A 25,225-nucleotide genomic window follows, 5' to 3' on the forward strand; every position below is an offset into this window, starting at 1 on the left:
CAGGTGCGGGAAGCGGCGAGACAGCGCCGCCGATCCGTCCGAGCTGCTTTCCTGGGTGACCGAGTCGGAGCGGGGCAGAACGACGTGGCTGTGCCTGGCCTGCGCTCGGGCCCACGTTCGCGACATCGAGAGCAAGCTTCCTGCGGACTACTGGTGAACCGGTCGTCGGCCGGCTGCCACCGCCGGAGCCAGTTCGCCCAGATCATGACGTCACCACCATGGGCTCGGCCGCCCGGCGCGTCGCCGCCTGGTGAAACGAGCGGGTGAGCTCCCGCCGCACGCCACCCGGATCGGCGTGCAGCCGGGACACCGGGGTGCGCAGCACCGTGACCCCGGCGGCGGCGAGCGCCCGGTCCGTCCTGTCCGCCCGGCGCCGGTCGATCGCCAGCTGGCTCCGCGAACCGATCTGCCAGGCGAGCGCCACCTCGCCCCACCAGGCATCGGCCGTGCCGAGCGGGGTGCCGGCCGGGTCGTTGACCGGCACGTGCCAGCGCGGCTTGGGCAACGGGCAGGCGTTGACGACCGCTCGCGCCCATGCGTCGGTGATTGCCCTGGCGCGATCGGTGAGCCAGTGCAGCGCGTTGCGGGCGGCGGCGGTGCCGCGCCGGCTGCCCGCGTCCAACTCCGCCGTCAGGTCGGCCACCGTGCACGCGCCGTGCCGGACGACCTCCCCGAGCAGGCTGTGCAGCAGGACAGGGTCGGGCTGCCGCCGCGCGGCGTCCAGGGTGGCGCGGGCGGGCGGCGCGAGCGGCAGCCCACATCGGTACACCGGCGGCGGCAGTCGGGTGGTGCGTTCGATGTGCACGAACTCGCGGCCGGTCACCTTGCGGGTGGCCGGCAACAGCACGTGCACCTGGTCGGGTAGCGGCAGGTGGGTGAGGCCCTGCTCGCGCAGCGAGTCGACGCCGGTGACCACCGCGCCCCGGCCGGCGTAGGCGAGCGCGGCCTGCACCTGCTGACGTCTGGTCGGCGTGCCGTTGCCGAGCAGCAGCACGCCGGGGAGTAGTCGTTGCCAGGGGCCGCCGGGGCGGCAGCGGACCTCGATCGCGGAGCTGGACACGCCGGCAGCCCGGAGCTGCGCGGTGCGCACCACGCCGTCCGCGGCGGCGGAGAGTAGGGCAGGCACGGTGTGGAGTGATCGGCTTTTCATGGCTTCAATCGTCTTGCGGGGAGGGCGATTGTGGAAGCCGGATCGGTGGATTGTGGATAACTCGACTATGTGAATGTCTGTTTAGGACTGTCTACTGTGGATAGCTATGGATTGTGCTCGCGGCCGGTGTGCGGGTGGGAGATGATTGGTGCGGTGGTGGCCCCCTGGGGTGCTCCTATGGTTTGTCAAGTGGGGTTTGAGGCGTGGTGTTGGGCCTGGTGAGGGTCTTGTGGATCTCTCTGGCGATGTAGTTCTTCAAGCATCGCAGGATGTCCTTTTTTGACAGTCCTTGCTGGGTGCGGCGAGCGGCGTAGGCCTGGGTCCTGGGACAGGAGGCCAGGCGCGTGCAGGCGATCATGTGTAGCGCTCGGTTGGCCTGGCGGTCGCCGCTCCGGGACAGGCGATGGCGGTCGGTGCGTCCGCTGGAGGCCGGCATGGGAGCTGTGCCGAACAACGCGGCCAGGGCCGCGGGAGTGCGGACACGGTCGGGGTTGTCGCCCAGGGTGGTCAGGATCTGTGCGGTGGTCTCGATCCCGAATCCGTGCCGGGCCACCAGTTGTGGGCAGGCGAGGGTGACCAGGGTCCTCGGGTGTGTGTCCAGGTCGGCGATCTCCTCGGACAGGGACCGGTGGCGGCGGGCCAGGGCACGCAGGGCGGTCTTGGTGGCCTGCTCGGGATCGGCGGTGTTGTCGGTGGGGCGCAGCCGTAGGCACGCCACCAGCAGGCCGGTCGTGCTCAGGGCCCTGAGCTGGTCGCGGAGCCGGGTGCGGTGACCAGCAGAGACTTGAGCTGGTTGGCGGTGGCGGTGCGGGTTTTGACCGCGCCGGCGCGGGTGGTGTGCAGGGCGCGGACGGCCTCGGCGATCCCGGTGCCCAGTTTCGGTGCGGCGCTGGCGCGTTGGGACATGACGGCGTCGGCGGCGGCGTAGGCGTCCAGGGGGTCGGGCTTGCCGTGCTGGCGGCGTTGTCGGCGGTCGGGTTGGTTGACTTCGACGACGGTGATGCCGGCGGCGTGGAGGTGGCGGGTCAGGCCGGCGCCGTAGGAGTTGGTGCCCTCGATTCCGGCGGCGTGGACGCGGCCATGTGAGCGGGCCCAGGCCAGCAGGGCGGTGTGGCCGGCGGTGGTGGTGGGGAATTCTAGGTCGGTCACCCGCCGGCCGGACAGTCGCACGATGGCGGCGTGGTGGGTGTCGTGGTGGGTGTCCACTCCCAGGATGACGTGGTTGGTGGTGGTGTGGGGTCTGTCATGCTGGGTGGTGCCGCCTTCGCCGTTGTTGGGTTGGTGGGGCGGCGTGTGTCGGCGGGGCTGGTCGGACAGCACAGTGATGGGCGAGCCGGCAAGCTCCTATCAAGTCACGGCCGGCCCGTCGGCGCACACCCTTTCCCTTTCGGTGGGCTTGGTCCGGGTCGCCAGATCCCAGGGAAGACACCCCGGTGACGGGGGTCGGTGGGAGGGCGAGGCAGACCCGAACCAGACCCGCCGGTCCCGCCAGCCTCACAGCTGCTCGACGGAACACCCAAATCCTCACTGTGGGCGGGGTCTGCTGGGTGGATGGGGTCTGCTGGGTGGATGAGGTTCGCTGGGCGGGGCGGGGTCCGCTGGGTGGGCGGGTGCCGGCGAGGTCTTTTGGGGTCGGGGGTGGATTACGGGCGGTGTGAGCGATCTGGTCGGGTGTCGGGCGATGTGGCGGGGCCCGCGGCGGTGGTGTCCCGTCCGTGGTGCCTCGTCCGTGGTGGCGGAGTGCGCTTGGTGGCGGAGTGTGCTGGTGGTCTGGTTGCGGTGGCTGGTCTTGGCGCGGGGTGCCGGTGCGGATGTGGGAGTGCTCTTCGCCGTGGGTGACGTGGTGGACCCGATGCGACCGGTTTTGCTCTCGCGGTGTTCGGGCGGGCGGCTGGCGATCTGGATGGGTGCAGTGCGATCGGTGAGGTGGTTGGGGATGCCGAAGTCGGTGTGCGCCTGGGTGTTGCTGGTGTGGTGACGGGTGGTCTGGACGTTCTGGGTCGCGTGGGAAGTCGGAGTTGGCTGGGTGTGGGCAGGGCTTTGATGGTGTGTTGTTCCGAGGCGACCGTGTCCGATGCCGGTGGTGGTGTGCTGGCGTGGCTTCGGTCGAGGCGGTGTTCGAGGCGGTGTGTGGAACCTGTGGTGCTGTTGTTTGACAGTGAAACGTGGTTCGCGCCCCGCCCGGTCCGGTGATCGTGCCCGTGCCGGTGGGGGCGAGGCGTTTCGTCTCGGGGGCAGTCCGGCGTCGCGGGGCAGGGCGGGACTGGGCGAGTGGTTGCGCTGCTGGTGCGGGCGATGGTGGCGCGCGGAACGGCGACGGGCGCCAGTCGGTCGATTTGGCGGGCTGCTCGACGGCGCTGTTCGTGTGCAGAGCTAGGTGGGCTCCGCGGATGGCGCTACGCGGGAGGTTGCCGGTCATGGGCGACGGGCGTTGCCTTGTGGGTGGTGGGCAACGGGACGGTGATCTCCTCCGCTGGCTGGAGGTTCGCCGTCGTGGGGCACATGGTGCAGCGCCTGGCACCGGAAGGTGGTTGCCAGTGAAGGGTGTCCTTGCGGCGGGCGGGTGGTTCAGTCGGCGAAACCGGGCTGCCAGCGGGAGACGATTCCTCTGGCCGCCACCTCCGCGTTGAGCTGGCACAGGATTCCCGTGGCGCCCAGGGTGACTCGGTGGATCAGCAGGTACTGCGGCGGCAGGTTGAGCGATCGGCCGGTGCGGGAGTCGGGGCTGCGCAGGTCGCCGACGCGTTCCGCCTGCGACTGGAGCCAACGGCGGGTGAAGCGGAACCGCTCGGGCCGCAGCGGTTCGACGAACGGACCTAGGTAGCGCAGCACGTCCTCGGCGTGCAGCACCGTGCCTTCCCTGATGAAGTGCTCCGTCCGCAACAGCTCCAACAGGTCCGCCGACCGTTGCTCCAACGCCAGCTTGGTCATCAGGCCGAGCGTCCTCGGCAGCCCCTCGGGCAGCCGCGCGCACGCCCCGAAGTCGAGCACGCACAGGCGCCCGTCCTCGCGCAGCATGAAGTTGCCTGGGTGCGGGTCGGCGTGCAGCAACCTCGCCCTGCTCGGCGCCGAGAAGTGGAACTCGGCCAGCAACCCGCCGGCCAGGTCGCGCTGCTCCTGCGTGCCGTCCCTGATGATCGAGGCCAGCGGGATGCCCTCGGCCCACTCCGCGACCAGGACCTTGGGCGCGCTCGCCACGACCTTCGGCACGTGCGTGTGCTCGTCACCGTCGAACGCCTTCGCGAAGGCGCGCTGGTGGTCGGCCTCGGTGCGGTAGTCCAACTCCTCGACCATGCGGTCGCGCAGCTCGTTGAGCAGCGGCTTCACCTCGGCGCCCGGCATCAGCGCCTGAAACACCCTGCTGAACCGCTGGAGCTGGCGCAGATCGGAGAGCAGCGCCTCGTCCGCCCCCGGGTACTGCACCTTGACGGCGACCTCGCGGCCGTCGTGCCAGACGGCGTGGTGGACCTGGCCGATGCTGGCCGAGGCGGCCGGCTTGTCCTCGAACTCCGCGAAGCGGCTCATCCACTTGCTGCCGAGCTGCTCGGCCAGCACCCGGTGCACGGTGGCGGCCGGCATCGGCGGCGCGGCCGTCTGGAGCTTCGTCAGCGCCTCCCGATAGGGCGCGGCCATCTCGTCCGGCACGGCGGCCTCGAACACGCTCAGCGCCTGCCCGAACTTCATCGCGCCGCCCTTGAGCTGGCCGAGCACCGCGAACACCTGTTCGGCGGTCTTGGCCGACATCTCGGCACTGACGTCCTCGGCGCTGTGGCCGACCAGCCGTTTGCCCCACCCGCCGACCACGCGGCCGGCCACTCCGAGCGGGAGGCTGGCGAGCTTGGCGGTGCGCTGCACGGCCTTCCTCGGGATCTCGGTCACCCGGTGATTGTCTCCTGACGCATGTCGGAGCCGCAGCAAATTGCATGCCGTGACTTGCGGTACATCATTCGGCGTCCCTCAACCCATCGTGGCACGCGTTCGCGCCACAGTCGCAGTGGGGATGAGGAAGCCACGGCCGCCGTTCCAACACCCCGCGCAGCGGATCGAGCTCCAGGGTCGCGTTCCACGTCGGGGGTAGCTCTTGATCGGTCGCCGGCCAGCTGAGCGCGAGCAGCGCCTGCGCGACGGCCAGCCCGGCGGTCGCCTGGGCGGTCGCCAGATCGGCGGGCTGCGGCCGGTCGGCCAGTTGGGCGGCCACTGTGGACCAACACGGGTCGAGATCGCATCTGTGCAGATCGGCGCAGCGAAGGCAGCTGGTCCTGCCGGGCAGCACGAGCGGACCCACTAGGCCGACACCCTCCCTGACCCGCACCGCCAGGTGCGGCACGCGGTCGGCGACGAGCGCCGCGACCAACTGCGGGCACGGCACGATCGCGTCCGTCAGCACGGCCAGGCTCGGCGGGTAGTGCGGGGTCTGCGACCCGAGGCGCACGACGCCGGACGCCCGGCGCAGCGCGTCGTCGGCGGCCTCGCGCCGCGGCCTGCCGACATCGGTGTCCAGGTAGCCGCAGCCGGTGTCCTCCTGGCGGACCAGGCCGTCGGCGACGAGCTGCACCCGGCCGACCCCGGCGGCGGCGAACAGGGCGCCAACCGCCACGGCGAGCCGGCCGTTCCCGTGCACGACGATCGTGGTCTGCTCCCGCGCCACCGGCACCCGCGAGGTTGGCTGCCCGGTGCGCAACGCCCACGTGGTCGAGTCGGCGGACAGCCGGCCGATGGCGGTGGGCTGGCCGTGCGGGCGACTCGGCGGAGCCTCGTCCACGAGCCCGGCACGGACCAGGTCGGCGAGCAGGTCAAGCACGTCGGCGGTGTCCTCGCCGCGCGCGGTCGCGCGGGCCACCAGCTCGTCGACGGTGTGCCGGCCGTCGAGCGCGCAGAGTTCGGCGACCAGCGGCGGGGAGAGGCCGTCCACCACCATGGCGTGTCGGGGGTCGGTGCCCAGCTGGACCTCGTCGGGGCGTCGGCGCAGCACGACGAGCCCAGGCAGCACGCGCGGGCGCCTCGGGAGGGACGGCCGCGCGGATGGCGGGCGCTTGGTCGCGGATGGCGGGCGCTTGGTCGTTCTGGTGGGTTTCGCGATTGTGGTGATCGACATGGCGGCAGCGTGCCAGGGGCGGCGCGAAGGGCGAAATGGCTGTCCACAGGCGTGGAGGTTGTCCACAGGGGGCAGGCGGCGGGCTTGACAGCGGGCGTGGAGGGGCGGGGTGGCGCGGCGGCTTTGGAGGGTGCGGGCGCGTGCTGCGGACCGGTGCGGTCTGGCAGCGGAGGGGTGTGGAGGTTGGGATGGCGCGGCCACTTTGGGCGCGTGCTGCGGAACCGGTGCGGCAGCGGAGGGGCGAGGTGGCGGGGCGAGGTGGCGGGGCGGCGCGGAGGGGTGCGGAGGGGCGAAGCGAGGTGGCTCGTCGAGGTGGCGGAGCGAGGTGGCGGCGCGGCGCGGAAGGGTGCGGAGGGGCGAAGCGAGGTGGCGGGGCCAGGTGGCGGAGCGAGGTGGCGGGGCCAGGTGGCGGAGCGAGGTGGCGGGGCCAGGTGGCGGAGCGAGGTGGCGGCGCGGCGCGGAAGGGTGCGGAGGGGCGAAGCGAGGTGGCGGGGCCAGGTGGCGGAGCGAAGTGGCGGGGCGGCGCGGAAGGGTGCGGAGGGGCGAAGCGAGGTGGCGGGGCCAGGTGGCGGAGCGAAGTGGCGGGGCGGCGCGGACGGGTGCGGAGGGGCGGGGCGAGGCGGCGAAGCGAGGTGGCGGGGCGCGGTGGCGGGGTGGGATGTGGCGTGATGGAGATGGCGGGACATGTGGTGCGTTGGGCAGGAGACGGGAGGCAGGGGGTGCGGCGTTGGGCGGCGCGTGGGGCGTGGGGCATGGGGACGCGAACGGGGCGGCCCGCCTCCCACAGCAGACCGCCCCGCTCGGTGTCGATCAGGAAGCCTTACCCAGGATCCTGGTCATCTTCGTGCCGCAGACCGGGCAGGTTCCCTTGGCCATCCGTCGACCGTTGGTCTCCTCGACCTGTCCGGAGAAGTCACGCTTCTCCCGGCACTTCACGCAGTAGCCGTTGTAGGTCTCGGCCACAGCTCCCCTCCCTTGCATCTCCTGCCTCGGACGGAATCCGCCGGGGCGTGGTGAGCACGGAATCACGCCGCGCTCGGGGACCTGCGAGCCACGCTACCTGTGCGGACGTGCGGATTCGTGCAGGTGGCCTGGCGCGTCTCGACCCGTTCATCACCCATTCGGACGAATGGGTGGGGCTCGATACACCTGCGCTTGGCGGCGGCGTTTCGTCGGTGCCTGGCCTTACCGTGATGCACATGGCCGAACCGCGGGTGGAGGTGCGGCGCAGCGCCAGGCGCCGCCGCATGGTCAGTGCATACCGGGAGGGCGACACCGTCATCGTGCTGCTCCCGGCACGGATGACCAGAGTCGAGGAGGAACACTGGGTGGCTGAGATGCTCAGCCGCCTCCAGCGCAGCGAGACCCGTCGACGCTCGCCGGCCAGGGCGTCCGACGAGGCGTTGCTGGCCCGGTGCGCCGAGCTGGCCGACCGCCATCTGGACGGCGACGCGCAGCCGACCAGCGTCCGGTGGGTGCCGCCGATGCGCACCCGTTGGGCGTCGTGCACGCCTGCCGACGGCACGATCCGCATCAGCGAGCGCCTGCGGGATGTGCCGTCCTGGGTGCTCGACTACGTCCTGGTGCACGAACTCGCCCACCTGCGGGTGCCCGGTCACGGCAGCGACTTCTGGGCGCTGGTGCACCGCTACCCGAAGTCGGAGCGGGCCATGGGCTACCTGGAGGGTCTGTCGGCCGCGGCGGGGCTCGGGATCACCGAGGACTGATCGGAGGATCGGCTACGGCTGGCTGCGGCCAGGGCTGGTTGACAGACGACGAAGGGCGCCTCCCGATGGTGTGGGAGGCGCCCTTCGTGTGTGTGGTCGTCAGGGTGCGGCTGGCGGCGGGTTCTCCTCGCCGTCGGCAGGCTTGGTGTCGGCCGACTTGGTGTCGGCGTCCTTCGCCTCGCGTGCCGCCTGCTCCCGCTCCTCGGTCCGCCGGATCTCGGCGATCGGGTCCTCGAGCGCGGCGCGCGAGGAGCCGAGCCGCTCGGCGAACTCCAGCGGGTCGTCCAGGTCCTCGGCCGTCGGGGCCAGGTCGGGGTGCTCCCAGACGCTGTCCCTGACCTCGATCCCGTGCTGGTCGCCGACGAGCTTCCACAGCGCCGACGCCGCCCGCAGCCTGCGGGGCCGCAGTTCGAGGCCGACGAGCGTGGCGAAGGTCTGCTCGGCGGGGCCGCCGCTGGCACGCCGCCTGCGCAGCGTCTCGCGCAGTGCGTCCGCGCCGGGCAGCCGCTCGCCGACCGCCTCGGCGACCACGACGTCCACCCAGCCCTCGACCAACGCCAACAGCGTCTCGAGGCGGGTCAGCGCGGCCTGCTGCTCCGGCGTGGTCTGCGGTTCGAGCATGCCGGACCGCATGGCCTCCTCGATGCTCTCCGGGTTGCTCGGGTCGAGCTGTCCGGCGAGCTGTTCGAGGGCCGCGGTGTCGACCTTGATGCCGTGCGCGAACTCCTCGACGGTGGCCAGCAGCCGCTGCCGCAGCCACGGCACGTGCGTGAACAGGCGCTGGTGCGCGGCCTCGCGCGCGGCGAGGAACACCAGCACCTCGCTGGCCGGCCGCTCCAGGCCCTCGGTGAACTTCTCGATGTTGCGCGGCAGCAGGGCGGCGACGCCCTCCTTGCCGAGCGGCAGCCCCACCTCGGTCGAGGTCAGCACCTCGGAGCCGAGCTGGGCCAGCGCGGTGCCCAGCTGCGAGCCGAACGCCATGCCGCCCATCTGGCCGAGCATCGACAGCAGCGGGCCGGCGGCCTCCTTGGCCTCGGCGGGCATCGCCTCGACCCATGCGCCGGACACCCGCTGCGCCACCGGGTCGCACAGCCGCTGCCAGGTTGGCAGGGTGCGGTCGACCCAGTCGCGTGCGGTCCACGCCTCGGTGACCCTGCTGCCGGCCGGCAGCGTCGTCGTCGGGTCGAGCCACATCTCGGCCAGATGCAGCGCGTCGGCGACGGCGGTGTTCTGGTCGGGCGCGAAACCGACGCCGCCCTCCTGGCCGGCCAGGTGCTGCTGCGCGATCTGCTTGGCGAGGTCGTAGTTGACCGGACCCGCGCTGGTGGTGCCCGCCTGGCTCAGCATCTGGCCGAGCTGGCTGAGCATCTGGCCCAGCTGCCCGAAGTCGAACTGCTCGCCAGGGCCCGGCATGCCCGGAATCGGGTTCTCGCCGCGTTCGGAGGGCTTGTTGTCGTCGGGGTCAGCCGGTCCGAACCCGAACGGCTTGTCAGTCATGCCGTCTCCTCGCTGGCGTCGTTCACGCTCTCCACGGTACGCGGGCCGCGCGCGTCCAGCCCGTCTGGTCTGCTCGATTCGGCAACAGTCTGCTCTGGGCGAAACGACCGCCGATCGGACCAATCCGGTCGCCGATCCGTGGACGTCACGGCGGTCCTACATGGACTGGTCGTAGGCTCTTCGACCGTGGAGAAAAGCAGCGAGGGCAGCAGCGAGCGCGTCGCCGTCGCGGCTGACGACGCGGCCGACGCGGCCAAACAGGCGAAGCGGGCGAAGCGGCCCTCCGGATGGCAGCTGACTCGCCGCACCTGGACGCTCATGATCAGCGTCCTGGTGGTGGCGGCCCTCGGTCTGCTCGGCGGCCTGGTCAAGGTGCCCTATGTCGCGCTGGGGCCGGGGCCGACCTACGACACCCTCGGCGCGGTCGGCGGCAAGACCGTGGTGCAGATCAGCGACCAGCAGCCGTTTCCCACCACGGGCCACCTGACCATGACGACGGTCTCGCTCACCGACGAGGTGACGCTGTTCGGCGCGCTCGGCCTGTGGGCGAGCGGCCGGTACGCGCTCGCGCCGCGCGAGGAGTACTACAAGCCGGGGCAGTCCGAGCAGCAGGTGCAGCAGGACAACGTCAAGGCGTTCCAGGACTCGCAGACCAACGCCGAGGTGGCCGCGCTGCGCTACCTCGGCTACCAGCTCAAGGTGACCGCCGACCAGATCGTCAAGGGCAGCCCCGCCGACAACACCATCGAGCCGGGCGACCGGCTGGTCTCGGTGAACGGCAAGACGTTCGGCAACTCCGACGAGATGCGCGAAGTGCTCAAGGCCACCAAGCCCGGCGACAAGGTCGCGGTGACCTTCCAGCACGACAAGCAGGAGCCGCGCACCGCGGAGATCACCCTTGGCAAGAGCGACGACCGCACCTGGGGCTTCCTCGGGGTGTCGCCGATCGACCAGGCCGACGTGAAGTTCAAGGTGACGATCACCCTGCCGGACGTCGGCGGCCCGTCGGCCGGCCTGATGTTCGCGCTGGCCATCATCGACAAGCTGACCCCGGACAACATCAACGGCGGCCAGTCGGTCGCCGGCACCGGCGAGATCGACCCGGCGGGCAACGTCAAGCCGATCGGCGGGATCCCGTTCAAGATGATGGCCGCCCGCGACGGCGGCGCGACCGTGTTCCTCGTGCCGACCGCCAACTGCGAGGAGGCCAAGCAGAAGGCGCCGGACGGCCTGCGGCTGATCAAGGTCGACAAGCTGGCCGACGCCGTGTCGTCCCTCAAGGCGATGAAGGACAACAAGGACACGCCGCACTGTTAGGCGTTCGGAACGACCGCTGTGGTCCACAACGCCGGCCTCGGCACGGCGTTGTGGACCACGCGCGCGTAGGGCTACGGGCGCAGGGTCTCCAGCAGCGCGTCGGTCAGGTTGGGCGCGAGCTCGGGGTGCTCGTGGATCTCCTCGGGGCGCTCGGTGTCGCCGCGCAGCCGCAGCACGCACGCGGCCGTGCCGTCCCGCAGCACCGCGGCCACCAGCCTGGCCTCCCGCCGCTGCGGGTGTTCGGCGGCCACCTGCCTGGCGGCCTCGTCGTCGTGCTCGTCCTGCGGCAGGTCTGCCTCGGCGTCGGGCGGCAACACCACGATCTCCTGGGCCAGCGCGCAGCCGAGCACCGCGTCCGGCCACTCGATCCCGGCCAGCGCCTCGGCGAGGTCGGTGTCGGGCAGCGAGTCCTGGGCCACGGGCGTCAGCGCCGCCGAGGCGTCCAGTTGGTCGGCGAGCTCGGGCTGCTGGTTCAGCAGCTCGGCGGTGGACACCAGGGCAAACAGCTGCGGGGCCTGGTCCCATCCTGCGGAGGCGACGAACTCGTCGACCTCGCGTGCGACGGCGGGCAGCAGGCCGGGCTGGTTGTCCGGCAGTTCGGGAGAGGACACGCCACCATGGTCGCATCCTCGTCCCGGGAACCAAGTACGACGTCCGTAGAGTTGAACACCACGGGAGCTCAGTCGCGTGCGGCCGCTCCCAACCACGATTGATCGCGACCCAGGAGCGTGCCAAGTGGCCATGCGGCCCCCGGTCGGACTGCCGAAGTTGTCTCGACGCAGTCGGATCCTGCTCATCATCGGCGTGGTGCTCCTGGTCGGACTGATCGCCGGAACCAGGCTCCTCGACACCTACGTGAACTGGCTGTGGTTCGGGGAGGTGGGCTATCGCCAGGTCTACGGCAGCGTCCTGCTGACCCGCCTCGTGCTGTTCTTCGCCGTCGGCGCGGTGGTCGGCGGCCTGGTCGCGCTGAACCTCGTGATCGCCTACCGCACGCGCCCGGTCTTCGTGCCGGTGTCGGGGCCGGAGGACCCGGTGGCCCGCTACCGCTCTGTGGTGGTCCGCAGGATGAAGCTGTTCGGCATCGGCCTGCCGGTGCTGGTCGGCCTGATCGTCGGCGCGGCCGCGCAGAACGACTGGCAGGTGGTGCAGCTGTTCCTGCACGGCACCAGCTTCGGCACGACCGACCCCGTGTTCCACAACGACATCGGCTTCTACGCCTTCAAGCTGCCGTTCTACACGTGGCTGCTCGGCTGGCTGTTCATCGCGATCGCGCTGTCGTTCTTCGGCGCGATGGTGGCGCACTACCTGTTCGGCGGGATCAGGCTCGCGGGCCGGGGCGGTCAGCTGTCCGGGCCGGCGCGGACCCATCTCGCGTTGGTGGCCGGCACGTTCGTGTTGTTCAAGGCCGTCGCCTACTTCTTCGACCGCTACACGCTGCTGTCCTCCAGCCGCAGTGACCGGTTCAACGGCGCCACCTACACCGACCTCAACGCGGTGCTGCCGGCGAAGCTGATCCTGTTGTGCATCGCGGTGTTCTGCGCGGCGGCGTTCTTCGCTGGCGCGTTCATGCGCAACCTCCAGCTGCCGGCGATCGCGACCGTGCTGCTGGTGGTGTCGAGCATTCTCGTCGGCGCGGCCTGGCCCGCCGTGCTCGAGCAGTTCTCGGTGCGTCCCAACGCGAACGAGAAGGAACACGACCCGATCCAGTCGAACATCGCGGCAACGAAACAGGCATACGGTCTCACCGACGACAAGGTGGAGACCAAGAACTATCCCGGCAAGACGGATCTGTCGCTCAGCGAGGTCAAGGCGGACCAGCCGACGATCGGCAACATCCGGCTGATGGACCCGAACGTGCTGACCAAGACGTTCACGCAGTTCCAGCAGCGCAAGAACATCTACGGCTTCCCGCCCAAGCTGTCGGTGGACCGCTACCAGGTCAACGGCCAGGTCAAGGACTACATCGTCGCGATCCGCGAGCTCAACACCGACGGGCTCGCCGACAACCAGAAGGACTGGATCAACCGGCACCTGACCTACACGCACGGCAACGGCTTCGTGGCCGCCGAGGCGAGCAAGGTCGACTCGCCTGCCGACTCCAACGGCGGTGGCGGCGGCTACCCGGTCTTCACGGTCAGCGACCTCAACAACAAGGGCGAGGTCAACCAGGGCGACATCAAGGTCACCGAGCCGAGGGCCTACTACGGCGCGCTGGCCACCGACTACGCGATCGTCGGCGGACGCGGCCCCAACGTGGCAGGCGAGTACGACACCGAGGCCACCCAGTACACCTACAACGGCAAGGGCGGCGTGCCGATCGGCAACTGGTTCAACCGCCTGGTGTTCGCGGCCTCCTACGGCGAGCGCAACATTCTGTTCAACCAGGCCATCGGGCCCGACACGAAGATCATGTTCAAGCGTGACCCGAGGGAGCGGGTGCAGGAGGTGGCGCCGTGGCTGACGGTGGACACTGACCCGTACCCCGCCGTGGTCGACGGCAAGATGCAGTGGATCGTCGACGGCTACACGACGTTGGAGAACTACCCGTACGCGCAGCGAACCTCGTTGGGGCAGGCCACCAACGACACGCTGGCGTTGCAGACGCGGCAGCCGGACAAGACCATCAGCTACATCCGCAACTCGGTGAAGGCGACCGTCGACGCCTACGACGGCACCGTGACGCTGTACTCGGTCGACGACAAGGACCCGGTGCTCAAGGCGTGGATGGGTGTCTTCCCGAACTCGGTGAAGCCGGCCAGCGCCGTGTCCGACGCGCTGCGCAAGCACTTCCGCTACCCCGAGGACCTCTTCAAGGTGCAGCGGGAGATGCTGGCCAAGTACCACGTGTCCAACCCCGCCGACTTCTACTCGGGACAGTCCTTCTGGGACGTGCCGAGCGACCCGACGGCCGAGGGCGCGATCGCGGCGCAGCAACAGGGTCAGTCCAGCCAGGTGAGCACCCAGCCGCAGCAGCCGCCGTACTACGTGCTTGCCGGTGACCCGACCGTCGGGACCGGCAAGGTGGACTTCCAGCTGACCAGCGCCCTGGTCAGCCTGCGGCGGGAGTTCATGTCGGCCTACGTCACGGTCAGATCGGATCCCGACGACTACGGCAAGATATCCGTGCTCACTCTGCCGACGGAGACGCAGACCAAGGGCCCGCAACAGGTGCAGACCCAGTTCCTGTCCTCGTCCCAGGTCAGTACGGACATCAACCTGTTGTCCCAGCAGAAGACGAAGGTCGTCTACGGGAACCTGTTGACGCTGCCCGTCGGCGGCGGGCTGCTCTACGTGGAGCCCGTGTACGTCGAGCGCAGCAGCCAGAACACCTCGTTCCCGCAGCTGTCCAAGGTGCTGGTCAGCTTCGGCGGCCGGGTCGGCTACGCCTCGACCCTCGCGGACGCGTTGGAGCAGGTGTTCGGCAGCGGGGCCGGTCAGACGACGCAGCCGGGCCAGAACGGGCAGAACACGGGCACACAGACGCCGTCGAACTCGTCGTCGCCGCCGAGTTCGTCGACGGGCGCGAGCCCGCCGTCCTCGGTGAGTCCCGATCTGGCCAAGGCGGTCGATGACATCCAGGCCGCGTTGCAGCGGGTGAAGGCCGCCCAGGCGTCCGGGGACTTCGCCGCGCTCGGCCAGGCGTACAAGGACCTCAACGACGCGGCGAACCGCTTCGAGCAGGCCAAGGCGGCCAAGCCCAGCACGTCGAACAGTCCGCCGTCCTCGGTGGTTCAGTCGCCAACACCGACGGGCTGACCCCCGATTTGCACTGAGCTGCCCCACCCCGTATAGTTCTAATTACCGACGCGGGGTGGAGCAGCTCGGTAGCTCGCTGGGCTCATAACCCAGAGGTCGCAGGTTCAAATCCTGTCCCCGCTACTATCGCTGGGAGCCCCTTGTTTGGCTGACGCCAAACAAGGGGCTCTTTTCGCATTTACACTGGGGGGCCTAGCCCCCCAGACCCCCAGCCGGAGGGGCTTCGCCCCCCGGACCCCCTTTTTTGGCGGGTTTGCGCTGGTGAGGGTGGGTTTCGGGGGGTGGTAAAAACCGCTCCGTGGGTGGTGTATAGTTGTCCTTACGACGCGGGGTGGAGCAGCTCGGTAGCTCGCTGGGCTCATAACCCAGAGGTCGCAGGTTCAAATCCTGTCCCCGCTACAAAGTAAGAAGGCCCGGCACGAGAAATCGTGCCGGGCCTTCTTCGTGTTGGAGGGTTGCGTCCGATTGCCGTCCGTGGCGGATGGTGTGTCAGGTCATGTTTTCGATCCAGTACTGGGCGCAGGTCATCGAGCACACCCTGCCCTCGCCGGAGACGGTGCGATGCCGCCTGATCTGCTTGCCGCAGACCATGCACTCGTCCTTGCCGGCCTGCTCGGGAATGCTGCCCGTCGCCCAGGCCTTGGCACTGCGAACGACCTTGTGTTCCAGCCACTTGATGCCCACAGTTGCACCTCCGGTGCCAGGGGCGGGATCGGCCACCCGCCTACCAAGAGTGATCTTCCCAGTGCTACGCGTATCCGCCAGCCCGAAAGCCGCAGATCACCGTCTTGCGCGAAGTTCGGTTCACCACCAAGGCCGAAATGATTGCGGCGCGTAATTCCGTGGCCCTTCGGCGCGCCGATCGGGTTAGCTGCCGGCATGACACCGGAGGTCCTGATCGGCCTGCTGGCCGAGCCGGAGCGGCTGCGCGTGGTCGCCGCGCTCGTGCTCGGAGCCCACACCCAGACCGAGCTTGCCGCGTCGACCGGGCTGCCCCCGAAGCAGGTCGGCAAGGCGCTGCGTCGGTTGGAGGCAGGCGGCCTGGTCGCCTCTAGCCCCGCCGGGCACGAACTCCGCGAGGAGCTGTTCAAGCGGCCGCCAGGGCGGCCGCGCCCGAGGAGACCGTCGAGGACTTCGGCTACGTCGACGAGCGCGTCGAGGCGGTGCTGCGCGCCTTCGTGCGGGACGGCAGGCTGCTCGCCTTCCCCTCGCAGCAGAGCAAGCGCCGGATCGTGCTGGAACACATCGCGTGCTCCTTCGAACCAGGGCGTCGCCACACCGAGCGGGACCTGACGGCCGTGCTGGCCGCGTGGTGCGAGGGCGGCAAGGCCGACCACGTCACGCTGCGCCGCTATCTCGTGGACGAGGGGCTGCTCAGCCGCGCGGACGGGGTGTACTGGCGGTCAGGTGGCTCGCTGGACGACCTGGCCGGCTAGCCCGGGGATTCCGGCTCAGTTGGGGTCGGAGCCGCGCCAGGCGGCCCACCACAGGCCGAACGCCGCGGCGATCGAGGTCGCGCCGAGCCAGCCGTAGAACCCGCTGTCGTCCAGGAAGGCCCAGAACAGGCCGACGAACGGCGCGGGAACCAGCAGCGGGAGGTCGGCCCGCAACTGCCGGCCGAGCCCGGCGGTGCGGGTGGCGTGCCGGACCTCCTCGGCGTCGGGCCAAGCCGGGCCGTCGCCTCGGCGGCCGCGCGGAAGCTTCGCGGACACCGGCCCGGACGGGTACAGCACGACCGGCTCAGGCCTGACGGTCTCCCCGGCGGCCGAAACCGCGTCCGAAGTCGGGTCCGATGAGGAGTGCGGCTCGACCGGGAGCACCTCGACGGCGACCAGCCGGTCGCTGGTCGGGTCGCCGTGCAGCCGCACCTCGGCGGGCGAGGGCAGCGCGACGAGCACCGGGTCGTAGTAGACCGGGATCCACCGCTCCGACCCGTTCTCCGTCTCCAACCAGGACCGGGTGAGCAGGCCGGACTGGAGCCGCACGCGGCGGACCAGCGCGGTCCGGACCGGCGCGCGGGTGGTGCGCGACCTGCTGAACACCCGCCAGCCGGACAGCCCGAGCAGCAGCACCACCACCAGTCCCGAGGTGATCACGCCGCCCTGGCCTCGGCCGGCCTGCACCAGCACCGCCGCGCCGGGGATCATCGCCTGGTCCGGCCGGGCCGGGTCGTAGGCGATCTCCGTCTTCGTGCCGACGGGCGGCCTGCCGGAGCCAAGTGGCACGGCCGCGGTGGCCTGTCGGCCGTCCGGCAGCGCCCAGCGCACCTCGACGGCGTCGCCGTCGGCGCCGGCCTGCGTGCTGGTGATCTCGCCGGTGGCCCGCGCGGTGAACCGGCCGATCTGGTCGCTGGCGTCGTGCCAGGACAGCCAGGAGAAGCCGGCGACCACCGCGCAGACGGCGACCGCGATGGCGATGGTCACCAGCCCGTGTCGGACGGGCCGCACCCCGAGCAGGGCGCGCGGTCGGCTTGGGTCAGGGGTCGGCGTGCTCACCAGGACATTTTCGCTGGTCGCCCGGTGGTGAACGCACGCAGGGCCCGCCGGGACATCCCGACGGGCCCTGCGCGGAGACGAGCCGCTGGCTACTTGAGCCAGCCGATCTTGGTGTAGTCGGTGGCGGCGAGGCCCTCGTTGCCGAAGTTGGCGAGCTTGTCCTTGATCGCCACGATCGACGGCCGCCGGTACAGCGGCAGCGAGTGGCCGAGATCCCAGACCTGCTTGTCGATCTGGTTGAACAGCTCCATGCGCTTGGCGTCGTCCAGCTCCTCGGACGCCTGCGCGATCAGCGCGTTGATCTTGTCGTTGCCGACCTTGCCGTAGTTCTGGTCGCCGCCGTCACCGAGCTTGTAGTCGACGGTGGTGGTGTCGAGGTTGGTGACGTCCATGTTCGCGAAGTGCGTGATGTCGAAGTTGCCGGGGATGACCTGCTTGTCGAAGAAGCCGTCGTTGGAGACCTCGTCGATCTTCACCTCGACGCCGATGGCGGCGAGCTGGTTCTGCACCAGCTTGGCCTCCTCGTCGCTGGCCTTGTTGCCGGCCGGCACCACGTCGCGGACGGTGAGCTGCTTGCCGTCCTTCTTGCGGAACTGGCCGTCCAGCTTCCAGCCGAGCTCGTCCAGCTTCTTCTTGGCGGCCTCGGCGTCGTAGGTGTAGCCGGCGGAGTTGTCCTGGTAGCCCGGGAAGCCGTCGAGGATGATGTGGTTGCCAAGCGGCTTCGCGTCCGGGATGAGCTGGCTGACCTCGGCCTTGGTGATGCTGGCCACGTCGATGCCCCGGATGATCGCCTTGCGCAGCTCCGGGTCCTTCACCACGGAGTCGCCAGAGCCGTTGAACAGCACCCAACGCATGTTCGGCAGGGTCGCCTTGCGGAACACGACACCGGGGATGGTCTGCGCCTTCTTGTAGGCGTCCAGGTTGCCGGCGATGCCGCTGAAGTCCAGCTCGCCGCTGGCCAGGGCGTCCATCGAGGCCGCGCCGCCCGTGGTGCTGATGTTGCGGAAGATGATCCGATCCAGCTTCGGCCTGTCACCCCACCAGTTGTCGTCGCGGACCACGATCACGGTCTTCGCCGTCGGGTCGGCCTGGCCGAACTTGAAGGGGCCGCCGGTGACCTTCGGCTTCTCGGCCCAGCCCTTGTTGAACTCGTCCGGGTTGCTGGTCATCGACTTCGGGTAGAGGACCTGGAACAGCCGGAACCACTCGGCGTACTTCGGCTGGAAGTTGATCGTGAACTCGTAGTCGTCCGCGCCCTTGGTGATGTCGGACACGGCCGAGTAGCCGGACGAGGAGAGGACCACGAACGCCTTGTCCTTGCCGCTGACGGCCTGCCACTGGGACTTGTAGTCCGCCCAGGTGATCGGCGTGCCGTCGCTCCACTTGGCCTTGTGGTTGAGCTTGTAGACGACCTGCTGCGGGTCCTTGGACTTCAGCTCGATGGAGTCGACGTAGTCCTTGTTGGCGGTGAAGGTGCCGTCCGCCTTCTCGATCGAGGGCGTCGGCATCATCGAGCGGGTGATCGGCGGGATGTCCCCGCTGGTCGCGTCGCCCTGAAGTTCGTTGAACTGGACCGGGTAGTCCTGCACCGGGTACTTCAGCTCGCCGCCGTCCTTGAGGTTGGCGACGTCCTGCGGGTTGATGTCGTTCTGGCCAAGCGCGGCCTTCGGCGCGGGAGCGTTGCTGTTGGTGCCGCTGCCGCCGCAGGCGGTCAGGAGCATGAGCGCGGCAGTGATCGGCGCGGCGACCATCGCCAGCCTGCGAGGAACGCGACTCACGGCAGGGTCCTTTCGAGTCGAACTAGGGCGGCCCGTGGTGGGCCGCCCATGTGCCTCAGCCTATGGAGTGACAGCTCAACATCGACCACGTTCCAGTGGCTGGGAAGCCACCGTTCGGCGGATCTTCCTGGGAAAAGGCGACGGCCCGGCGGGAAATTCCCGCCGGGCCGTCCCCGGTGTCACAGATCTCGTGCGTCAACAGTCAAATCAGCTGGTGAAGCCGATCTTGGTGTAGTCGTACGGGTTGTTGGCGTAGCCGACCGCGCCGAAGTTGGCGATGGTCTTGCGCACCGCGACAGCGCCGGGAGCCTGGTAGATCGGCAGCTGGTGGCCGGCCTTCCAGATCTCCGTGTCGAGCTGGTTGGCGATCTCGGCACGCTTGGAGTCGTCCAGCTCGGCGTTGGCCTTGTCGAACAGACCGTTGATCGTGTCGTTGCCGACCCGGCCGTAGTTCTGCGCGACGTTGTCCTTGTCGAGGTAGTAGATGCTCTTGCCCGAACTGATCGGCCACGAGTTGCTCAGCCAGCGGAAGCCGGTGATGTCGAAGTTGCCGACGTTCACGTAGGACTTCCAGAAGTCGGCGGCCGGGACGGTGACGATGTCCAGGTTGACGCCGATGGCCTTGAGCTGCGTCTGGGACAGCTGGGAGATCTGCTGGCTGATGTTGTTGCCGGCGGTGATGATGTACCGCAGCTTCAGATCCTTGCCGTCCTTCTTGCGGAAGTCGCCTTCCTTCTTCCAGCCGAGGTCGTCCAGCGCCTTGTTGGCCGCGGCGGCGTCGAACTTCGCGACCGACGAGTTGTCCTTGTACTCCTTGGCACCGATCAGGAAGATGTGGTTGCCCAGAGTCTTGGGGTCAGGCGTGATCTGGCCGAGCAGCGCCTTGGCGATGGTGGCGGTGTCGAGGCCCTGCATGACCGCGAGGCGCAGCTTCGGGTCGGCGAGCACCGAGGTCGGCGCACCGTTGAAGGTCATGTGCGTGTAGTCCGGCGTCACGGCCTGACGGATCGAGATGTCCTGCATCTGCTTCGCGCGGGTGTAGTTGTCCACGCTGGAGCCGATGTCGTACCAGTCGATCGCGCCGTTGGCCAGCGAGTCCGCCAGCGCCTTACGCTCGATCACCCGGAAGGTGATCTTGTCGAGCTTGGCCTTGTCGCCCCACCAGCTCGGGTCACGCTCGATGGTGACCAGCTTGCCGGTCAGGTCGATCGTGCCGATCTTGAACGCGCCGGCGGTGACCTTCGGCTTGTCCACCCAGCCCTTGTTGAACTCGTCGGCCGTGGCGTTCAGCGACTTCGGGTACAGCGGGGAGAACAGGCTGGTCCACTCCGCGAACTTCTTCTTGAAGGTGACCTTGACCTCCTGCGGGGAGGCGCCCTTCTCGACCTTGTCGATGTCCTCGTAACCGGTGGTCGAGGAGACCTGGTAGGCCTTGTCCTTGCCGCTCAGCGCGGTCGCCTGGGCCTGGAAGTCCTCCCAGGTGATCGGCGTGCCGTCGCTCCACTTGGCCTTGGGGTTGATCTTGTACGTGACGACCTCGGGGTCCTTCGACGTGAGGTCGGCGGAGTCCAGGTAGTCCTTGTTCAGCTTCAGCGAGGCGTCGGCGTTCTGCGTGAACATCAACGGGAACATCGCGTTGATCATTCGCGCGCCGTCGGCGACGGTGCCGTCGACCTCGTTGTAGTTCCAGTTGTCCGGCATGTTGTCAATGGGCCACTTGAACTCGCCGCCGTCCTTGAGCTTGGCGACATCAACCGCGTTGATGTCTGACAAGCCCTGCTGCTGCTGGTCGGCGCCCTTCAGCTTCTGGCCGTCCGAACTGCCGCCGCCACATGCCGTCAGCACCATGGCCGCTGCGACCACGGGCGCGACGAGCGCGACCAATCTACGTCGACTCACTCTCGTGAACCTCCCTCAATACCCGGCCTCGTACATCGTGGCCCGGAGTCCTGACCAGACATTACGTCCGGAACGTCCTGCACTGCACTGCTTTGCCCCGACTGTTATCGCTCCTAGACCACTTGGCGAGGTTCCGCGTAGTGGCACGCGGCCTCGTGGTCCGGAGCCTGGACCGCGCGCGGCGGCTCCACCTCGATGCACTTGCTCTGCTTCTCGGGTGGCAACGACGCGTGCAGGAAACACCGGGTGCGGAACCGGCAACCCGATGGCGGGTTGGCCGGGCTAGGCAGGTCCCCGGTGAGAATGATCCGTTCCCGCGCCCGTTCCTTGATGGGGTCGGGAATCGGGATGGCGGACAGCAACGCCTGGGTGTACGGGTGCTGCGGCGAGCTGAACACGGAGTCCACGTCGCCGATCTCCACGATCTTGCCCAGGTACATCACGGCGACCCGGTCGGCGATGTGCCGCACCACCGACAGGTCGTGCGCGACGAACAGGTAGCTCAGGCCGAGCTTCGCCTTCAGCTCGTCGAGCAGGTTGATCACGCCGGCCTGGATCGACACGTCGAGCGCGGACACCGGCTCGTCGAGCACCACGAGCTTCGGCTCGAGCGCGAGCGCCCGCGCGATGCCGATGCGCTGGCGCTGGCCGCCGGAGAACTCGGCCGGGTAGCGGTCGGCGTGCTCCCTGCGCAGGCCGACGAGCTTGAGCAGCTCGGGGATGCGCTTGGCGATCTGCTCCTTGTCGATACCGTGCACCTGCATGGGTTCGGCGATCACGTCGCCGATCGGCATGCGGGGGTCCAGCGACGCCATCGGGTCCTGGAAGACGACCTGCATGTCGCGGCGCACCGCCTTGCGGCTGCGGCCGTTCAGCGCGGAGACGTTCTGGCCGAGCACGGAGATCTCGCCGCGCATCGGCTTCTCGAGGCCGAGGATCTCCATCAGCGTGGTGGTCTTGCCGCAGCCGGACTCGCCGACGACGCCGAGGGTCTCGCCCTCGCGGATGTCGAAGGTGATGCCGTCGACCGCGTGCACGGTGCCGATCCGGCGCTTGAACACCACGCCCTTGGTGACCGGGTACTCCTTCACCATGTCCCGCACGTCCAGCACGACGGTGCGCTGGTCGCGTGGAATCCTGGCGACCTCGGGCTCGCCGATGACCTCGACGCCGAACACCTCGGCGGCGACGTCGACGGCCGCGGCCACGCTCGCCTCGTCGGCCTGCACCTCGACGGCGCCGAGCTCGTCGCTGCGGATGCAGGCCGCGTAGTGGTCACCGGAGTTGTCCACTTCGGACAGTGGCGGTTCGTCGGTGAGGCAGGCGTCGACCGCCATCGGGCAGCGCGGCGCGAACGGGCAGCCCTGCGGCAGGTCGACCAGCGACGGCGGCTGGCCCTCGATGGGCACCAGCGGCTGCTTCTCGTCGGCGTCCACGCGCGGGATCGAGCCGAGCAGGCCGAGGGTGTAGGGCATCCTCGGCCGCTGGTAGACCTCGTCGACGTGGCCGGTCTCCACCGCCTTGCCCGCGTACATGACCATCAGGCGGTCGGCGAAGCCGGCGACCACGCCGAGGTCGTGCGTGATGATCACGATGCCGGCGCCGGTGACCTCCTGCGCGGTCTTGAGCACCTCGAGCACCTGCGCCTGGACGGTCACGTCCAGCGCGGTGGTCGGCTCGTCCGCGATGATCAGGTCGGGGTCGTTGGCGATGGCCAGCGCGATGACGGCGCGCTGGCGCATGCCGCCGGAGAACTCGTGCGGGAACGCCTTGGCGCGCTCGGCCGCGTTCGGGATGCCGACCAGGTCGAGCAGCTCGACGGACCGCTTGGCGGCGGCCTGCTTGGTCACCCTGCCCTTGCCGTGCACCAGAAGGCCCTCGGCGATCTGGTCGCCGACGGTGTAGACCGGCGTGAGCGCGGACAGCGGGTCCTGAAAGACCATGGAGATCTTGCGTCCACGGATCTTGGACAGCTGGTCGTCGGAGAGCCCGATCAGCTCCCTGCCCTGGAACTTGATGGACCCGGAGATCCTGGCCTGCGAGGGCAGCAGGCCCATCACGGCGAGCGAGGAGACCGACTTGCCCGAGCCGGACTCCCCGACGATGCCGAGCACCTCGCCGGGCGAGACCTGGTAGCTCAGGCCGCGCACGGCCTGCACTCGGCCCGACTCGCTCGGGAAGGACACGGCGAGGTCGGAGACCTCCAGCACCGGGCCGACGTCGCTGCTGCCGCCGGCCGGCTCGAAGAGGGTGTCTGCGGCGGTCATCGGTGCTTACCTTCTCCCTGGGGAGCGGGCATACCGCGGCGCTCCGTCTGCACGTCGAACTTGGCCTTGCGAAGCTCACCGAGCGCCTTGCGCTTGCTCTCCTTGCGCCGGCCCTTGGTGGAGCTCGGGTCGAGCGCGTCGCGCAGGCCGTCGCCGGCGAAGTTGACCGACAGCACGAACAGCACCAGGAAGCCCGCCGGGATGAAGAACAGCCACGGGTAGGTCAGCGTCGACTCGGTGCCGTCGGAGATCAGCGTGCCGAGCGAGACGTCCGGGGGCTGCACGCCGAAGCCGAAGAAGCTCAGCGACGTCTCGGCGAGCACCGCGCTGCCGACGTTGATGGTCGCGTCGATGATCAGCAGCGAGGCCATGTTCGGCAGGATGTGCTTGAAGATGATCCGCCTGGCCGGCTGGCCCATGAACTTGGCCGCCTTGACGAACTCCCGCTCCTTGAGCGTGAGCGTCATACCGCGAACGATGCGGGCGGTGATCATCCACTGGAACACCGCGAGCAGGCCGACGAAGATCAGCCAGGTCTTGCCCCGGAACGCGGGGCTGCAGATCGCGATGATCAGGAACGACGGCAGCGTCAGCAGCAGGTCGACGATCCACATCAGGGAGCGGTCGGTCCAGCCGAGGAAGTACCCGGCCGTGGTGCCGACCAGCGCGGCGAAGCTGGTGGAGATGATGCCGACCAGCAGGCCGATCGTCAGCGACTTCTGGAGCCCGCGCATGACCTGCGCGAACATGTCGGTGCCGATCTTGTCGGTGCCGAACCAGTGCGTGCCGCCGGGCGGCACGAGGAACGAGGTGTAGTCCTGCTGGTCGTAGGTCCACTGGGTGAACAGCGGATAGCAGAACGCCAGGAAGTACAGCACCACGATCAGGGCGAGGCACACGAGCGCGGCCTTGTTACGCACGAAGCGTCGCAGGACGAGCCTGCCTCTGCTGGTTCCCTTGTCGGGATCGGGTGCGGCGTCGACAGGGCTGCCCTGGGCCGCGCCGGTGGTACCGGCGGAGTCACCCTCGTTGAGGATTGTGGTCACGTCGTCACCAAACCTAGATCCGGATTCGGGGGTCGAGCGCGGCATACAGCACGTCGGCAAGCCAGCCCGAGACGAGCACGCACACCGCGATGAACAGCGTCACGGTCGCCGTGATGTTGGTGTCCTGGTTCTGGATGCCGGTGATCAGCCAGTCGCCCATGCCGAACCAGGAGAAGATGCGTTCGGTGAAGGTGCCGCCGACGATGAGCAGGCCGAAGCCGAAGGCGAACAGCGTGGCCATCGGGATGAGCGCGGTGCGCAGGCCGTGCTTGAACAGGGCCTTCCGTCTGGTCAGGCCCTTGGCCTGGGCGGTGCGCAGGAAGTCGCTGCCGAGGACGTCGAGCATGGCGCTGCGCTGGTAGCGGCTGTAGTAGGCGACCTGGCTGAGCACGATCGTCAGCGTCGGCACGATCATGTGCTGTAGTCGGTCGACCAGCGCCGCGCCCCAGCTGCCGCTGAATCCCGGTGTGGTCTCGCCCGTGAACAACAGCACGTTGCTGCCGATCGAGTTGTTGATCGACTGCGCGCCGGTCTTGAGCAGCGTCGCGATCACGAAGACCGGAGTGGACAGGACTACGAACGAGAAGATCGTCGCGAAGTAGTCGCTGAACTTGTACTGCCGGATCGCGCTGATCACGCCGAGCAGCACGCCGAGGGTGATCCCGAGGGTGATGCCGAGCAGGAACAGCCGGAGGCTCACGCCGGCCCTGCGGCCGAGTTCCTCGGTGATCGGCCGGTTGGCGATGGTCTGGCCGAAGTCGCCCTTGACGACACCGCCCATCCAGGTCACGAACCGCTCGGGGATCGGTTGGTCAAGGTGCAGGTCGTGCCGCTTGGCGTCGATCGTGGCGGCCGGCGGCGGCGGGTTGCGCTGCTGCAGGACGCCGATCGGGTCGAAGGTCACCGAAGCGAGGGTGAACGCCAAGAAGGTAGCGACCAAGGCCAGCACGACGTAGTTGACCAACCGTCGCAACAGGAATCCGGTCACCTGTGCCTCAGTCCTTCCAGTGATACAGCGACGGTCTCAAGCATCGGCTGCGGGGCGCTCTGGATGAGGCGCTCGACGGTGCTTCTCAGCCGATGAGATTAATGGAGCGTAACTCGCTTGACGGATGCCATTGACCAGGTCCCTGATCGGAGGGGGTCCGGCGACCGCATTGTGAAACGTCCCTGTTCAGTTTTGTGTGATGCTGCT

General features: G+C 69.1%; 19 protein-coding genes and 2 tRNA genes. 6 read left to right on the forward strand and 15 right to left on the reverse strand.

The annotated features are described in order from the left end of the window. Nucleotides 1-202 precede the first annotated feature (202 nt). The 6 genes from F0L68_RS11325 to F0L68_RS42285 form a co-directional block, all read right to left on the reverse strand. Nucleotides 203-1,150 (reverse strand): hypothetical protein, encoded by a 948-nt coding sequence (locus F0L68_RS11325; protein WP_223198694.1) that lies wholly within the window; start codon nt 1,148-1,150, stop codon nt 203-205. A gap of 175 nt (nt 1,151-1,325) precedes the next feature. After that, nucleotides 1,326-1,868, reverse strand: a complete 543-nt coding sequence (locus tag F0L68_RS43460) for a transposase (RefSeq protein ID WP_223198695.1) — start codon at nt 1,866-1,868, stop codon at nt 1,326-1,328. Between the two features lie 17 nt (nt 1,869-1,885). Then, a complete protein-coding gene (locus F0L68_RS43465; protein ID WP_240542965.1) occupies nt 1,886-2,356 on the reverse strand; it encodes an IS110 family transposase in 471 nt (156 codons plus the stop codon). A gap of 1,362 nt (nt 2,357-3,718) precedes the next feature. Beyond that, a complete protein-coding gene (locus F0L68_RS11335; protein ID WP_149849480.1) occupies nt 3,719-5,029 on the reverse strand; it encodes an ABC1 kinase family protein in 1,311 nt (436 codons plus the stop codon). 64 nt (nt 5,030-5,093) lie between these two features. Beyond that, entirely contained in the window at nt 5,094-6,245 is a 1,152-nt protein-coding gene (locus F0L68_RS11340) for a TOMM precursor leader peptide-binding protein (protein WP_149849481.1), read from the reverse strand. 810 nt (nt 6,246-7,055) lie between these two features. After that, nucleotides 7,056-7,208 (reverse strand): DUF5679 domain-containing protein, encoded by a 153-nt coding sequence (locus tag F0L68_RS42285; protein ID WP_188316513.1) that lies wholly within the window; start codon nt 7,206-7,208, stop codon nt 7,056-7,058. Between the two features lie 236 nt (nt 7,209-7,444). Here F0L68_RS42285 and F0L68_RS11345 point away from each other — a divergent pair, with 236 nt between their 5' ends. Further along, entirely contained in the window at nt 7,445-7,972 is a 528-nt protein-coding gene (locus F0L68_RS11345; protein ID WP_149849482.1) for a M48 metallopeptidase family protein, read from the forward strand. A 99-nt stretch (nt 7,973-8,071) separates the two neighbouring features. Here F0L68_RS11345 and F0L68_RS11350 read toward each other — a convergent pair whose 3' ends face one another. Next, nucleotides 8,072-9,469, reverse strand: coding sequence for a zinc-dependent metalloprotease (locus tag F0L68_RS11350; RefSeq protein ID WP_149849483.1), 1,398 nt, complete (start codon nt 9,467-9,469; stop codon nt 8,072-8,074). A 186-nt stretch (nt 9,470-9,655) separates the two neighbouring features. Here F0L68_RS11350 and F0L68_RS11355 point away from each other — a divergent pair, with 186 nt between their 5' ends. After that, the gene (locus tag F0L68_RS11355) at nt 9,656-10,786 is read left to right on the forward strand and encodes a YlbL family protein (RefSeq protein WP_223198697.1); all 1,131 of its coding nucleotides are present in this window, start codon (nt 9,656-9,658) and stop codon (nt 10,784-10,786) included. Between the two features lie 71 nt (nt 10,787-10,857). Here the strand turns inward: F0L68_RS11355 and F0L68_RS11360 are convergent, their stop codons facing one another. Beyond that, entirely contained in the window at nt 10,858-11,397 is a 540-nt protein-coding gene (locus F0L68_RS11360) for a PPA1309 family protein (protein WP_223198698.1), read from the reverse strand. A 130-nt stretch (nt 11,398-11,527) separates the two neighbouring features. Here F0L68_RS11360 and F0L68_RS11365 point away from each other — a divergent pair, with 130 nt between their 5' ends. From F0L68_RS11365 to F0L68_RS11375, 3 genes are all read left to right on the forward strand, one after another. Beyond that, nucleotides 11,528-14,545, forward strand: a complete 3,018-nt coding sequence (locus F0L68_RS11365) for a UPF0182 family protein (protein WP_438672272.1) — start codon at nt 11,528-11,530, stop codon at nt 14,543-14,545. Nucleotides 14,546-14,594: 49 nt separating this feature from the next. Further along, nucleotides 14,595-14,668, forward strand: a tRNA-Met gene (locus F0L68_RS11370). 202 nt (nt 14,669-14,870) lie between these two features. After that, nucleotides 14,871-14,944: transfer RNA gene (locus F0L68_RS11375), tRNA-Met, on the forward strand. Between the two features lie 90 nt (nt 14,945-15,034). Here the strand turns inward: F0L68_RS11375 and F0L68_RS11380 are convergent. Further along, the gene (locus tag F0L68_RS11380; RefSeq protein ID WP_149849485.1) at nt 15,035-15,229 is read right to left on the reverse strand and encodes a hypothetical protein; all 195 of its coding nucleotides are present in this window, start codon (nt 15,227-15,229) and stop codon (nt 15,035-15,037) included. A 479-nt stretch (nt 15,230-15,708) separates the two neighbouring features. Between F0L68_RS11380 and F0L68_RS43470 the strand changes: the two genes are divergently transcribed. After that, nucleotides 15,709-15,981, forward strand: coding sequence for a DUF2087 domain-containing protein (locus F0L68_RS43470; protein WP_223198699.1), 273 nt, complete (start codon nt 15,709-15,711; stop codon nt 15,979-15,981). Nucleotides 15,982-15,996: 15 nt separating this feature from the next. On the opposite strand, the gene F0L68_RS11390 is transcribed toward F0L68_RS43470, so the two are convergent. The 6 genes from F0L68_RS11390 to F0L68_RS11415 form a co-directional block, all read right to left on the reverse strand. Continuing rightward, complete coding sequence (locus tag F0L68_RS11390) at nt 15,997-17,040, reverse strand: DUF3592 domain-containing protein (RefSeq protein WP_149849486.1); 1,044 nt, start codon at nt 17,038-17,040, stop codon at nt 15,997-15,999. Nucleotides 17,041-17,129: 89 nt separating this feature from the next. Continuing rightward, nucleotides 17,130-18,818 (reverse strand): ABC transporter family substrate-binding protein, encoded by a 1,689-nt coding sequence (locus F0L68_RS11395; RefSeq protein WP_149849487.1) that lies wholly within the window; start codon nt 18,816-18,818, stop codon nt 17,130-17,132. A 207-nt stretch (nt 18,819-19,025) separates the two neighbouring features. Then, nucleotides 19,026-20,717 carry an ABC transporter family substrate-binding protein gene (locus F0L68_RS11400; RefSeq protein WP_223198700.1) on the reverse strand — a complete coding sequence of 564 codons (1,692 nt, stop codon included), beginning with the start codon at nt 20,715-20,717 and terminating at the stop codon, nt 19,026-19,028. 113 nt (nt 20,718-20,830) lie between these two features. Beyond that, nucleotides 20,831-22,984, reverse strand: a complete 2,154-nt coding sequence (locus tag F0L68_RS11405; protein ID WP_149849488.1) for an ABC transporter ATP-binding protein — start codon at nt 22,982-22,984, stop codon at nt 20,831-20,833. Next, nucleotides 22,981-24,030, reverse strand: a complete 1,050-nt coding sequence (locus F0L68_RS11410) for an ABC transporter permease (RefSeq protein WP_223198701.1) — start codon at nt 24,028-24,030, stop codon at nt 22,981-22,983. Before F0L68_RS11410 ends, F0L68_RS11405 begins: the two co-directional genes overlap by 4 nt. Before the next feature lie 13 nt (nt 24,031-24,043). After that, complete coding sequence (locus F0L68_RS11415; protein WP_149849490.1) at nt 24,044-25,018, reverse strand: ABC transporter permease; 975 nt, start codon at nt 25,016-25,018, stop codon at nt 24,044-24,046. Between the last annotated feature and the right edge of the window lie 207 nt (nt 25,019-25,225).

Source organism: Solihabitans fulvus, from assembly GCF_008386585.1.
GTDB lineage: Bacteria > Actinomycetota > Actinomycetes > Mycobacteriales > Pseudonocardiaceae > Solihabitans > Solihabitans fulvus.